We start from the raw sequence: 13,848 nt of genomic DNA, 5'->3' as shown, positions 1-13,848 counted from the left end.
AGGTATTGAAATCATGTCAAGATCTCAAGAAATTTTTAAGTGGTTTCGTAATATACAACATTCGAAAAAACTAAGTTGGGTTTCTTACGTATTATTAGGAGCAGTACTGTTTTTTGCACTTATGAATAATGTAAAGCCAGAGCAATTAGATGTTAAAGAGCTCGATATTGCTAAAAAAACAATTCACTCTCCTATTAAAATTGAAGATAAAGCCGCAACGGCGAAAAAGAAAAACGAAGCCGCTCAAAAGGTTGAGGATAAATATACATATAAAAGCGAATATAAGCAAAATAAAGTGGATATTGTAACTCTCGTCTTTGATGCGGTAAGTGAAGTAGAGGCAGAGGCTAAATCGACTGGCCCAGACGAGTATAAAAAAATTTCTGATGTGGACAAATTGGACAAGTTAAAGAAGAAATTACCAACAGATTTAGCAAAAAGCTTAACAGATTCGATTTTGTTGAAATTTATTAATGCTGATTCAAGTCAATTGTCATTGGCAAAGGATGCGGCTGTAACAGCAGTTAATAAAATTATGAGGGAACACATCAAGATGGATCAAGAAGAAGCTGCAAGAGAACAATTCGTTACTGAAATGAGTAGCGTAAATATAAGCAGTGATTTAAAAGATGCGGTGAATACACTAGGGAAGTATGCGATTACAGCGAACTATTTTTATGATTCAGCTGCGACGAAAGATAGTAAAAAAATAGCGGAAGATTCAGTTGCATCAGTTTTTATCCTTCAAGGGCAAGTTCTTGTGAAAGAAGGCGATACGATTTCACGAGAAGCATATGAGCAGTTGAAGTTAGCAGGATTGTTAGAAAAGGGCAATACCTTCCAACCTTATGTTGGTCTAGCGGTACTCATTTGTGTGTTATTGTACTTTATGCATAAGCAGTTTGAAGTGTTTTTACAGCGGAAAAGAGAAGATAGGCCGTATGTTTTAGCATATATCACAATTTTGTCTATCACGATTGTTTTAATGAAAATCATTAGTTTGTTTCAAAAACTTGAATATGCAGGAATCGCGTATGTTGTTCCAGTTGCGATGGGAACAATACTTGTAAAATTAATGATTGGTGATCGATTTGTATTTTTAACGAGTATGATTTTTTCTGTGTGCGGAAGTATTATGTTTAATGAAGGTGTAACGAGTACACTGAATTATAGTGTGGGGATTTATGTTTTATTAAGTTCATTATCAGTTAGTATTTTCTTGAGAGAAAAAAATCGTCGTACGATGATTTTACAAGCTGGTATACTCGTTTCTGTATTAAATGTAGTCGTATTAGCGGCGTTGTTATTATTGCGAAATGGGAACTTTTCGCCTCTTGAAATAGGGGTGCAATTATTAATGGCTGCTGTTTCGGGTATTATCTCTTCTGTTCTAGCTATGGGGATTTTACCGTATTTAGAAAGTGGTCTTGGGATTGTATCGAGTATGAAATTGATGGAACTTTCAAGTCCGAATCACCCGCTTTTGCGCAAAATTTTATTAGAAGCACCAGGTACATATCACCATAGTGTAATGGTAGCTAATCTCTCAGAAGCTGCTTGTGAAGCAGTTGGAGCAAATGGAGTATTAGCGCGTGTAGGGGCGTATTATCATGATGTAGGGAAAACAGTACAACCACAGTTTTTTATTGAAAACCAAATGGGTATTGAAAACCCGCACGATAGATTAGACCCTGTAACGAGCAAAGATATTATAATTGCTCATGTAACCGATGGGGTGAGAATGTTAGAAGAACACCATATACCTCAAGAAATTATCGATATTGCTGGACAGCATCATGGTACAACGTTACTTAAATATTTTTACTATAAGGCGATTAAAGAAGATAAAGAGAAATATACGGAGGAAATGTTCCGCTATCCAGGATCAAAAGCAACTTCTAAAGAGTCGGCGATCGTTGGTATTGCTGATAGTGTAGAAGCGGCGGTACGTTCGATGAACCATCCAACACCAGATCAGATTAATAATTTAGTGCAAAGTATTATTAAAGATCGCCTGCAAGATGGTCAATTTAGTGAATGTGATTTGACATTTAAGGAACTACAAATCGTTGGAAAAACGTTATGTGAAACGTTAAATGGTATTTTCCATTCCCGTATTACATATCCGGAACCGCCGGAAGAAAAGGAGAAAGAATGAGTTTATTAATTGATTTTATTGATGAAACAGAAGAAGTGAAAGACGAGTATATAAGCTTGATTCGAGGGTTGGTAGAGAAAGCAGCCCAAATGGAGAACATAGAAGAAGGCGCAGAATTATCGGTTACATTTGTAGATAATGAACGTATTCGTGAAATAAACCGTGATTACCGAGATAAGGATCAGCCTACGGATGTTATTTCTTTCGCCATGGAAGAAATGGGAGAAGGCGAAATGGAAATTGTCGGTGCAGAGATGCCGCGTATGTTAGGAGATCTTATTATTTCTATTCCAAGAGCAAAAGAACAAGCTGAAGAATATGGACATTCTTTTGATCGAGAACTTGGGTTTTTAGCATTACATGGCTTTTTGCATTTGCTTGGTTATGATCATATGACAGAAGAAGATGAAAAAGAAATGTTTGGAAGACAAAAAGAAATTTTAGAGGCATTTGGATTAGGACGATGAAAAAAGGAAAACTTTTAGATAGTTTTGGATATGCTATAGCTGGTATATACTTTTGTCTTCGTCATGAACGAAATATGAAAATTCATTATTTAGCCGCAGTCATTGTTATATGCTGCGGCTTTTATTTCCATATTACAATAACGGAATGGATTGTATTACTTATTGTGATAGGGATTGTAATGAGTTTAGAGATGGTGAATACGGCTATTGAAAAAACAGTAGACTTAGCAACCGCCGATATTCATCCGTTTGCAAAAATTGCAAAGGATGTTGCGGCGGGGGCAGTTTTATTGTTTGCAATTATAGCTGCTGTAATTGGTGCTATTATCTTTTTACCGTATATGGTATAGTTGCATTCCGAAGCTTTTATTAAGCTTTAGGAGCGCCGTGAAGGCCTTTAATGAAAGAGTGTATCTATTCACATCTGTGAACGGAAAGGATGCGGGAATATGAATAGCAAACAATTAATTCAAGAAGCAACCGAAGCGCGTAAACGAGCGTACGTACCATATTCTAAATTTCAAGTAGGTGCAGCTTTACTAACTCAGGATGGAAAAATATATCGTGGATGTAATGTTGAAAATGCATCATATGGTTTATGTAACTGTGCAGAAAGAACAGCGTTATTTAAGGCAATTTCTGAAGGAGATAACGAGTTTGTAGCTATTGCAGTCGTAGCGGATACAAAGCGCCCAGTACCTCCTTGTGGAGCATGTCGACAAGTTATGGTAGAATTATGTAAACAGGATACGAAAGTATACCTATCAAACTTACATGGTGATGTTCAAGAGACAACAGTCGGAGAATTGTTACCAGGAGCATTTTTAGCGGAGGATTTACATGAATAGAAAAGGTTATAAATCAGGTTTTGTCTCTATTATTGGCAGACCGAATGTTGGGAAATCTACATTTTTAAATCGTATTATCGGCCAGAAAATCGCCATTATGAGTGATAAGCCACAAACAACTCGTAATAAAATTCAAGGTGTATATACAGAAAATGATTCACAAGTAGTTTTCATTGATACACCAGGAATACATAAACCTAAACATAAACTAGGCGATTTCATGGTGAAGATGGCTCAAACGACATTAAAAGAAGTTGATATTGTTTTGTTTATGGTCAATGCAACTGAAGGATATGGTCGTGGTGAGGAATTTATTATTGAGAAATTACAAGAAACGAAACAACCGGTATTCTTAGTAATTAATAAAATTGACCAAGTTCATCCAGAGCAATTGCTGGAGTTGATTGATCAATATCGTAAATTATATGAGTTCGCGGAGATTGTGCCAATTTCTGCATTGGACGGTAATAATGTTGAAGCGTTAATCGGAGCGATTAAAAAGTATTTACCAGAAGGACCGCAATATTACCCGGATAATCAAGTAACGGATCATCCAGAGCGATTTATTATTTCAGAGCTTATTCGTGAAAAAGTATTACATTTAACACGTGAAGAAGTACCGCATTCTGTAGCGGTTGTTATTGATGCGATTCAGAAGCGCGAGGGCGGTGCAGTTTATATAAACGCAACGATTGTTGTTGAACGTGCATCACAAAAAGGAATTATTATAGGTAAGCAAGGGAAGATGTTAAAAGAAGTCGGGAAACGAGCTCGTTTTGATATTGAAGCACTACTTGGCTCTAAAGTATTTTTAGAAGTATGGGTAAAAGTGCAAAAAGATTGGCGTAATAAAATGTCTCAGCTTCGTGACCTTGGTTTCCGCGAAGACGAGTACTAAAATAGAGTAAAGCTGTAATCAGTGGGTGTATTATTCGTCCGCTGATTATTGGTTTTTATGAACTTTGATAAATTAGGAAAAATTTTTCTCACATGAAAATGGACAAAATGGGTCAATTTAATAACAACAAAAGAAATTGGTTTATAGGCTACGCTTATTGAGAAAGGTGGATTCTTATGCTAGATTTTACCTGGAAGTTTTTCTCCAAAACAGGAAGCATTGAAACGTATTTGCTTTTGAAAGAAATGGAAAAAGACGTGAACGATGAGATGGATCAACATGAAGAAGAGTTAGCGCATCTAGACTCTCCAATTTCTTGACCCGTTTTGTTCAAACCTTGGATGGTGACGAACATGTTTCAAAAAGTTGAGGGCATTGTTATCCGTACAACAGATTACGGAGAAACAAATAAGATTGTTACAATATACTCACGGGAATTTGGTAAGGTAAGTGCAATGGCAAGAGGGGCGAAAAAGCCGAAGAGTCGGTTAGCGGCTATTTCGCAGCTTATGACACATGGTCATTTTCTTATTCAAATGGGTTCTGGACTTGGAACTTTGCAACAAGGCGAGATTATTTCATCTATGAAAGAAATTCGCGAGGATATATTTTTAACTGCTTATGCATCATTTATTATTGAATTAACCGATAAAGCAACAGAAGATAAGAAGCATAATCCGTATTTATTTGAAATGTTATATCAAACGTTGCATTATATGTGTGAGGGTGTTGATCCGGAGGTATTATCATTAATTTATCAAACGAAAATGCTTCCGGTATTAGGGATGCGCCCATACTTTGATACATGTGCTATTTGTCATCAAGAAACAGATTTTGTCGCCTTCTCTGTTAGGGAAGGCGGTTTTCTGTGCTCGCGTCATGCGGAGCAAGATTCGTATCGTATTCCGGTGGGAGAGGCTGTTCATAAATTATTGCGTCTCTTTTTTCACTTCGATCTACACCGGCTCGGTAATGTATCGGTGAAGGATAGTACAAAAAAACAAATGCGCACAGTATTGAATACATATTATGATGAATATTGTGGGATTTATTTGAAATCAAGGCGTTTTCTGGAACAACTTGATAAGTTTCAAATATAAAAAGGGCCGTATAAGGTCCTTTTTACATACTTTCTTTTTCGAATAGCATATTTAGTATATAATATTTAAGAGATAGTATAACTTTTTTCGTTGTGCATTAAAGGTGGTGATTATCATAGAGCTGAATAAACGGCAAGAACATATCATTCAGATTGTAAAAGATCACGGTCCTATTACAGGGGAGTCAATTGCTGCGCAATTGGGTTTAACACGTGCAACGCTAAGACCAGACTTAGCAATTTTAACGATGGCTGGTTATTTAGAAGCGCGTCCACGCGTAGGTTATTTTTATACGGGTAAAACTGGGGGACAGCTATTATCTGAAGCTGTTAAGAAAATTAAAGTGCAAGATTATCAATCTAGACCGGCTGTAATTGATAAAAATGTATCAGTATACGATGCAATCTGTACTATGTTTCTAGAGGATGTTGGTACATTATTTATTGTAGATCAATCTACTTTATTAGTTGGCGTTGTATCTCGTAAAGATTTATTACGAGCTAGCTTAGGAAAGCAGGATTTAACCTCTCTTCCGGTTAATATTATCATGACAAGGATGCCAAACATTGCGATGTGTCGCAGGGAGGATTCTTTATATGATATTGCGATGGAATTAATAGAAAGACAGATTGATGCGATGCCGGTTGTGAAGGATACGAAACAAGGTTTAGAAGTGATTGGACGAATTACAAAAACAAATATTACGCGTGCGTTTGTAAATTTAGTAAATAACGAATAAGTGTAATTTGTTTAAAGTGAGGTAATGTAATGGATAATAAAATCGTATATGTCGTATCTGACTCTGTAGGAGAAACGGCTGATTTGGTTGTTAGAGCGGCAATGGGACAGTTCCCATTCGCTCCTGATATTAGACGTGTACCGTATGTAGAAGATACAGGGACATTAAAAGAAGTAATCTCGATTGCCAAGAGCAATCAAGCGCTTATTTGTTTTACGTTAGTAAAGCCTGATATGCGTCAATATTTATTGACAGAAGCGGCAAAAGAAGGAGTAGAGGCATACGATATTATCGGACCTCTTATCGATCAAATTGAAGGAATTACAGGGCAAGTACCAAGGTATGAGCCAGGTGTCGTTCGAAGATTAGATGAAGAGTACTTTAAAAAAATTGAAGCGATTGAATTTGCAGTTAAGTATGATGATGGTAGAGATGCACGTGGTATTTTAAAAGCTGATATCGTGTTGATTGGAATTTCACGTACATCAAAAACACCACTTTCACAATATTTAGCGCATAACAAACGTTTGAAAGTCGCCAATGTACCACTTGTACCGGAAGTGGATCCGCCTGAGGAATTATATCAAGTGGCAAAAGAGAAATGTTTCGGTTTGAAAATTATACCGGATAAGTTAAATCATATTCGAAAAGAACGATTGAAATCACTTGGATTAAGTGATGGAGCAACATATGCAAATATTAATCGTATTAAAGAAGAAATTGATCATTTTGAGGAAGTAATTAGTAAAATAAATTGTCAAGTGATTGATGTATCAAATAAGGCGATTGAAGAAACAGCAAATATTATTGTGAATGCAGTGCAAAACCAAAAAATGTTTTAGCACATTTACCAAAGGTGAATGTGCTTTTTTCGCTCGTGAGAAGGCGGTAGAAGAAGAGGCAAAGTAGAACATGAACTTTCAGCTTAGTAATAGAATATAGCGGAATGGTTATACTTATATTCTTCTGTTTTTTAATTATGCTAAAGGAACGATTTTGTTATCTTTAAATGTAAAATGAAAATTAAAGGGATATGTAGCGTAGTTGAAGAAAATATATTATAATAAAAAATTGTGATAAAAACCTATATTTTACGTTTAGACTTTAATTTTTCAGAATAAACTAGGGATAGGATTTTCGAAAAAGACATGTATTTACGTTAAATCGACAAAATCTAGACAAGAAAACGCACATTATGGAAGGATTCACAGAAGGGATGTAGAATACAGAAATATGCAAAACATCAGTAAGATATTAGTTGATGCAGATGCGTGTCCCGTGAAGAATGCAATTGTGCAAGTTGGAACAAAATTTTATGTCGAAATTTTGTTTGTCGCAACCTATGCTCATCGTTCAAGAAAACAGCAAGGTAATTGGGTCTATGTAGATTCTGAGCAAGATGAAGTTGACTTTTATATTTATCAACATGCAAAAGCTACAGATCTCATGATCATACAGGATAAGGTGCTTGCTAGTCTTCTTGTGAAAAAGGAGTATATGTATGGGTCTCCAAGAGATACATTTGTAACAGATGAGCAAATGGATACAATTTTATATAGTAGTATGTATCTGCGGATTTACGCAGACTGGGGACTTATACGAAAGGTCCAAAAACGTTTACACAATGTGATCGACAGTACTTTCTAACAAATTCAGAAAAAATATTGTCGAATTATAAAGGAATCTTTTAATTTATATCGAATACAAAATACGACACGGAGATGGAGTTATGGGGAACAGAATTCCAGAAGAAGTTGTTGAACAGATTCGGACATCATCTGATATTGTAGAAGTGATTGGTGAGTATGTTCAACTTAGAAAGCAGGGGCGTAACTATTTCGGCCTTTGTCCATTTCATGGTGAGAATTCTCCTTCATTCTCTGTTTCATCTGATAAGCAAATTTTTCATTGCTTCGGATGTGGAGAAGGTGGAAATGTATTTTCTTTTCTTATGAAAATGGAAGGACTTGCTTTCACCGAGGCTGTTCAAAAGCTTGGCGAAAGAAATGGAATTGCAGTTGCAGAATATACATCAGGGCAAGGACAACAACAAGAAGATATATCTGATGACACTGTCATCATGCAACAGGCTCATGAACTTTTGAAAAAGTATTATCATCATTTATTAGTAAATACAGAAGAAGGAAATGAAGCACTTTCATATTTATTAAAACGTGGTATTACAAAAGAGATGATTGAGAAATTTGAAATTGGTTATGCATCACCAACTTGGGATGCAGCAACGAAAATTTTACAAAAAAGAGGTTTGTCGCTAACCAGTATGGAACAAGCTGGCCTTCTTGTAAGAAGTGAGAAGGATGGCAGTCATTATGACCGCTTCCGCGGAAGAGTTATGTTTCCGATTTATACTTTACAAGGTAAGGTGATAGCGTTTAGTGGAAGGGCATTAGGAGAGGATACTCCGAAATATTTAAATAGTCCTGAAACACCGATTTTTTACAAAAGTAAGCTGTTGTATAATTTCCACCAAGCAAGGCCGTTTATTAGAAAACGTGGGCAGGTTGTCCTTTTTGAAGGTTATGCCGATGTACTAGCCGCGGTGAAAAGTGGTGTGGAAGAAGCTGTTGCGACAATGGGAACGGCCTTAACTGAGGAACAAGCGAAACTTCTGCGACGTAACGTTGAAACTGTTGTTCTTTGCTATGATGGTGATAAAGCAGGGCGAGAAGCGACGATGAAAGCAGGGCAATTACTATTGCAAGTTGGTTGCCAAGTTAAAGTTACACCCTTGCCAGATAAGCTTGACCCTGATGAATATGTGCAACAATATGGGACAACCGCTTTTGAAAATCTTGTGAAATCAAGTATAAGTTTTGTTGGTTTCAAAATAAATTATTTGCGTTTAGGAAAAAATTTGCAAGATGAGTCTGGCAAAGAAGAATATGTAAAAAGTGTTTTAAAAGAGTTATCATTGCTACAGGATGCGATGCAGGCGGAATCATATTTAAAATCATTATCGCAAGAATTTTCGTATTCAATGGAAACACTTTTGAATCAATTGCACCAATATCGCAAAGAACAAAAGGTACAGCAAAAACAAGTAAAGCAGGTTTCTAAGCCATCTCAAATTGTTCAAACGAAACCGAAGTTAACAGGTTTTGAAAGGGCAGAAAGAGAAATTATTTACCATATGTTGCAAAGTGCAGAAGTGACAGTACGTATGGAACCTCATATAGAAGATTTTTATACAGAAGAACATAAAGGGATTTTATATGAACTATACGCATATTATGAAAAGGGAAATGAACCTTCAGTCGGAACATTTTTAAGTTGGCTCTCTGATGAAAAGTTGAAAAATATTATCACGGATATTTCGACGGATGAATTTATTAATCCAGAGTACACAGAAGAAGCGTTACAAGGTCATTTGGAGGCGTTAAGGCGCCATAAAGAGAAACTTGAAAAGATGGAAATTATCTTTAAAGTAAAACAAATGGAAAAAACAGATCCTGTAGAGGCTGCTAAATATTATGTAGCATATTTACAAAATCAAAAAGCGAGAAAATAGCTTTTTTGATAAATTTTTAGTATAATGAATGTTTGTATCTCGCGTAAGGAGGGGAACAGATGGCTGATAAACCAGCTCGTTCTAAACAAATTGAAACTGAAATGACCCTTGAGCAAGTGAAAGAACAACTCACTGAGCTCGGAAAAAAACGTGGCGTTCTTACATATGAAGAGATTGCAGAACGCATGAATGGATTTGAAATTGAATCCGACCAAATGGATGAATACTATGAATATTTAGGTGAACAAGGGATTGACTTAGTTGGTGACAATGAAAACGATGAAGGTCCTAATAATCGCCAAATTACAAAAACGGAAGAAGAATTCGACCTCAATGATTTAAGTGTACCACCAGGGGTGAAAATCAACGATCCTGTTCGTATGTACTTAAAAGAGATTGGCCGTGTAGACTTACTATCTGCTGAAGAAGAAATTCGTCTTGCAACGCGTATTGAAGAAGGCGATGAAGAAGCGAAACGTCGTCTTGCAGAAGCAAACTTACGTCTTGTAGTAAGTATTGCAAAGCGCTATGTGGGCCGTGGTATGCTTTTCTTAGACTTAATCCAAGAAGGGAACATGGGTCTAATTAAAGCGGTTGAAAAGTTCGATTATCGCAAAGGTTTCAAATTTAGTACGTATGCAACTTGGTGGATTCGCCAAGCGATTACACGTGCAATTGCAGACCAAGCGCGAACAATTCGTATTCCAGTTCATATGGTCGAAACGATTAATAAGTTAATTCGTGTACAACGTCAATTATTACAAGATTTAGGACGCGAACCATCTCCTGAAGAGATTGGTGAAGAAATGGATCTTGCTCCAGAAAAAGTACGTGAAATCTTAAAAATTGCACAGGAGCCAGTTTCTCTTGAAACACCGATTGGTGAAGAAGATGACTCCCATTTAGGTGACTTTATTGAAGACCAAGAAGCAACATCGCCTGCGGACCATGCAGCGTATGAATTGCTGAAAGAACAATTAGAAGATGTGTTAGATACACTAACAGATCGTGAAGAAAATGTTCTACGTCTTCGTTTCGGTTTAGATGATGGACGAACTCGTACGCTTGAAGAAGTTGGGAAAGTATTCGGCGTAACGAGAGAACGTATCCGTCAAATTGAAGCAAAAGCACTTCGCAAATTAAGACATCCAAGCCGTAGTAAGCGTCTTAAGGATTTCTTAGAATAGGTTCTTTTTAAGTTTACTTCACCTTTGTGAAGTAAACTTTTTTATTTTGTTAATTTTTGTTAAAATTTAGCTATCGGCAACGATTACAATTTCTTGTAATTTATTTTACAGAATTGTCTTTTGATTTGCAAATGCTCATTATTCGATTTTTCGATTAATTTTGTTTATTCTATACAAAAACATATGTAGAAAAATGAAAAATATGACGAGAAACGTTAGTAATTATCGAAATAATAAGTGATATAACAATAAAAAACAATAAACTGAATTTATGGAATATTTTTAACAAGTAATAGTTTACTCTTTTCTGATAGAGCGTTTTCAAGTACAATGGAAATGACTGAATCATCTAACTATTTAGGGGTATAGAGGGGGGAGAAGAGATATGAAACGTAATCCGCTGATTCCGTTCGCTCTTATTGCAGCATTGGGTATTATCGTTATGTTTGTATTTTCATTTCAGGGGCTAAATAAATCTAAAGAGTTAGCTGATGCAAAAAATGGCGGGAAGCCAGCGCAAACAGCATCAAAACCAGAGGATATTGTGAAGCAAAGCTGTACGAGCTGTCATGGTGACCAGTTACAAGGGGCAGTCGGACCTAATTTACAAAAAATTGGTGGAAAACTTTCGAAAGAAGAGATTCAAGAAGTTATTTCGAAAGGAAAAGGAAATATGCCACCAAATATAGTTCCAGCTGATCAAGCAACTAAAGTAGCTGATTGGTTATCGAAGAAAAAATAAAGTGAAACTTTAATCAGTGGGGGGGCATCCCCCATTGATTATTAGTTGAACCAATCGGGCGTTTACGGGCAGTTGGTCTCCCACCTAGCTTCTTTGTTCTAGCCGAATTTTGAGGTGGGAGTCTTACTGCCCGTTAATGCGGGGTAAAGTATAGAAAAACAAGCCTTTTGCTTTTGTGCAAAAGGCTTGTTTTTCTATACTTTCTAAAATACGATTAGTAATAGAGAATTGAAGTGTTGTTATGGGCTTGCAACAACTACTATAAATTCATTATCATGGAGACAGACTGACAAGAGAAGGAGTAATGGAAATACATGAATGAAGTAAAGCTTTCAAAACGATTAGAAGAAGTTGTGAGGGAGATTCCGGTAGGATCTACAGTAGCTGATATTGGATCAGATCATGCGTATTTACCGTGTTATACAATTATAAATAATATTGCTACAAAAGCAGTTGCAGGAGAGGTTGTAGATGGACCGTTTCGCTCTGCACAAGCAACTGTAGCTGAAAGTGGCTTAAAAGATAAAGTAGACGTTCGTAAAGGGAATGGATTAGCTGTTATCGCGCCAGGAGAAGTGGATGTTATTACGATTGCTGGTATGGGTGGAGCGTTAATTCGTGACATTTTAGAAAGTGGTAAAGAAAAATTAGAAGGTGTAACACGTTTAATCTTACAGCCGAATATTGCTGCACACCATATTCGTGAATGGTTTATTGAAAATGGATGGGAGCTTATCCGGGAGAAAATTGTAATAGAAGACGGAAAGATTTACGAGATTTTAATCGGAGAGCGAGGGGATATAGCAGTACCTTACTCTGAAAATAAACAAGCTGAATTGTTTATGGGTCCATTTTTAATAAAAGAAAAAAGTGAAGCTTTTGTTGAAAAGTGGGAAGGGGAATTGAAAAACTTCCAAAATATTTTAAAACAGTTAGAGCGTGCAACAGAGTCTGAAGAGACAAAAGCGAAGCATGCAGAAGTAGAAGCGAAAATGAAAATGATAGGAGAGGTTTTATCATGAGTAAAATTCCGAATGGTCATGAAATTATTTCTTTATTTGAAGGTATGTATCCGAAGCATTTAGCGATGGAAGGGGATAAGATTGGCTTACAGATTGGAGCGCTTAATAAACCTGTGCAGCACGTATTAATCGCATTAGATGTAACTGAGGAAGTTGTGGACGAGGCGATCCAATTAGGAGCAAATATCATTATAGCGCACCACCCTTTAATCTTTAATCCGTTAAAAGCGATTCATACAGATAAGGCGTACGGAAGAATTATTGAAACGTGTATTAAAAATGATATTGCAATTTATGCCGCACATACAAATGTAGATATTGCTAAGGGCGGAGTAAATGATTTACTTGCTGATGCGTTAGGGTTACAAAATACAGAAGTGTTAGCACCGACATACGCAGAAGAAATGAAGAAAATTGTTGTATTTGTGCCAGTAACTCATGCGGAAGAAGTGCGTACAGCACTAGGAGATGCAGGTGCTGGTCATATCGGCAATTATAGCCACTGTACGTTCAGTAATGAGGGGACAGGCACGTTTGTACCTCAAGAGGGAACAAATCCTTATATCGGGGAAACTGGGCAGTTAGAACGTGTGGAAGAGGTACGTATCGAAACGATAATTCCAGCTTCATTACAAAGAAAAATTATTAAAGCGATGTTGGTAGCCCATCCATACGAAGAAGTGGCGTATGATGTATATCCGCTTGATAATAAAGGTGAAACGTTAGGTCTTGGTAAAATAGGATATTTACAAGAAGAAATGACGCTTGGGAAGTTTGCTGAACATGTGAAACAATCGTTACATGTAAAGGGTGCAAGAGTTGTTGGAAAGTTAGATGATAAAGTGCGTAAAGTAGCTGTACTTGGTGGTGACGGTAATAAATATATAAACCAAGCGAAATTTAAAGGAGCAGATGTATATGTAACAGGTGATATGTATTATCATGTTGCTCACGATGCGATGATGATTGGTTTAAATATAGTCGATCCAGGGCATAACGTTGAAAAAGTAATGAAGCAAGGTGTACAAAAACAATTGCAAGCCAAAGTAGATGAAAAGAATTTCAATGCACAAATTCATGCTTCACAGTTACATACGGATCCGTTCACATTTGTATAAGAAAAATAAAAACCGTTGCTCATGTAGGCAACGGTTTTTA

15 protein-coding genes are annotated in these 13,848 nt (G+C 36.5%); all 15 read left to right on the top strand.

Features of this window, described 5'->3' with window-relative positions:
• Positions 1 to 13 precede the first annotated feature (13 nt).
• The 15 genes from QUF93_RS22685 (at position 14) to QUF93_RS22615 (ending at position 13,808) form a co-directional block, all read left to right on the top strand.
• On the top strand, positions 14 to 2,158 hold the full coding sequence (locus tag QUF93_RS22685; protein WP_289360262.1) for an HD family phosphohydrolase: 2,145 nt from the start codon (positions 14 to 16) through the stop codon (positions 2,156 to 2,158).
• A complete protein-coding gene (gene ybeY, locus QUF93_RS22680) occupies positions 2,155 to 2,625 on the top strand; it encodes an rRNA maturation RNase YbeY (protein WP_002088675.1) in 471 nt (156 codons plus the stop codon). Before QUF93_RS22685 ends, ybeY begins: the two co-directional genes overlap by 4 nt.
• On the top strand, positions 2,622 to 2,975 hold the full coding sequence (locus QUF93_RS22675) for a diacylglycerol kinase family protein (protein ID WP_289360261.1): 354 nt from the start codon (positions 2,622 to 2,624) through the stop codon (positions 2,973 to 2,975). Before ybeY ends, QUF93_RS22675 begins: the two co-directional genes overlap by 4 nt.
• 99 nt (positions 2,976 to 3,074) lie before the next feature.
• Positions 3,075 to 3,473: a cytidine deaminase gene (locus tag QUF93_RS22670; RefSeq protein WP_002111886.1), complete on the top strand. Its 399-nt coding sequence runs from the start codon at positions 3,075 to 3,077 to the stop codon at positions 3,471 to 3,473.
• Complete coding sequence (gene era / locus QUF93_RS22665) at positions 3,466 to 4,371, top strand: GTPase Era (RefSeq protein WP_002122584.1); 906 nt, start codon at positions 3,466 to 3,468, stop codon at positions 4,369 to 4,371. The genes QUF93_RS22670 and era overlap by 8 nt, the downstream gene beginning before the upstream one ends.
• 176 nt (positions 4,372 to 4,547) lie before the next feature.
• Positions 4,548 to 4,691, top strand: coding sequence for a YqzL family protein (locus QUF93_RS22660; RefSeq protein ID WP_000883924.1), 144 nt, complete (start codon positions 4,548 to 4,550; stop codon positions 4,689 to 4,691).
• A 33-nt stretch (positions 4,692 to 4,724) separates the two neighbouring features.
• Positions 4,725 to 5,471, top strand: coding sequence for a DNA repair protein RecO (gene recO / locus QUF93_RS22655; RefSeq protein ID WP_289360260.1), 747 nt, complete (start codon positions 4,725 to 4,727; stop codon positions 5,469 to 5,471).
• Between the two features lie 106 nt (positions 5,472 to 5,577).
• Complete coding sequence (gene ccpN / locus QUF93_RS22650; RefSeq protein WP_080013325.1) at positions 5,578 to 6,210, top strand: transcriptional regulator CcpN; 633 nt, start codon at positions 5,578 to 5,580, stop codon at positions 6,208 to 6,210.
• A gap of 29 nt (positions 6,211 to 6,239) precedes the next feature.
• Positions 6,240 to 7,052, top strand: a complete 813-nt coding sequence (locus tag QUF93_RS22645) for a pyruvate, water dikinase regulatory protein (RefSeq protein WP_002122581.1) — start codon at positions 6,240 to 6,242, stop codon at positions 7,050 to 7,052.
• Between the two features lie 391 nt (positions 7,053 to 7,443).
• Positions 7,444 to 7,857 (top strand): DUF188 domain-containing protein, encoded by a 414-nt coding sequence (locus QUF93_RS22640; RefSeq protein WP_289360258.1) that lies wholly within the window; start codon positions 7,444 to 7,446, stop codon positions 7,855 to 7,857.
• 82 nt (positions 7,858 to 7,939) lie between these two features.
• Positions 7,940 to 9,739, top strand: a complete 1,800-nt coding sequence (gene dnaG / locus QUF93_RS22635) for a DNA primase (protein ID WP_289360257.1) — start codon at positions 7,940 to 7,942, stop codon at positions 9,737 to 9,739.
• Positions 9,740 to 9,798: 59 nt separating this feature from the next.
• A complete protein-coding gene (rpoD, locus tag QUF93_RS22630; RefSeq protein WP_070144887.1) occupies positions 9,799 to 10,926 on the top strand; it encodes an RNA polymerase sigma factor RpoD in 1,128 nt (375 codons plus the stop codon).
• A 385-nt stretch (positions 10,927 to 11,311) separates the two neighbouring features.
• Complete coding sequence (gene cccA, locus QUF93_RS22625) at positions 11,312 to 11,668, top strand: cytochrome c550 (RefSeq protein WP_289360256.1); 357 nt, start codon at positions 11,312 to 11,314, stop codon at positions 11,666 to 11,668.
• Positions 11,669 to 11,982: 314 nt separating this feature from the next.
• Positions 11,983 to 12,690 carry a tRNA (adenine(22)-N(1))-methyltransferase gene (locus tag QUF93_RS22620; protein WP_289360255.1) on the top strand — a complete coding sequence of 236 codons (708 nt, stop codon included), beginning with the start codon at positions 11,983 to 11,985 and terminating at the stop codon, positions 12,688 to 12,690.
• A complete protein-coding gene (locus tag QUF93_RS22615) occupies positions 12,687 to 13,808 on the top strand; it encodes a Nif3-like dinuclear metal center hexameric protein (RefSeq protein ID WP_289360254.1) in 1,122 nt (373 codons plus the stop codon). The genes QUF93_RS22620 and QUF93_RS22615 overlap by 4 nt, the downstream gene beginning before the upstream one ends.
• The last annotated feature ends 40 nt before the right edge of the window (positions 13,809 to 13,848 follow it).

The organism is Bacillus hominis (assembly GCF_030348325.1).
Lineage (GTDB): Bacteria > Bacillota > Bacilli > Bacillales > Bacillaceae_G > Bacillus_A > Bacillus_A hominis.
This window is presented reverse-complemented; position numbering and strand designations above follow the sequence as displayed.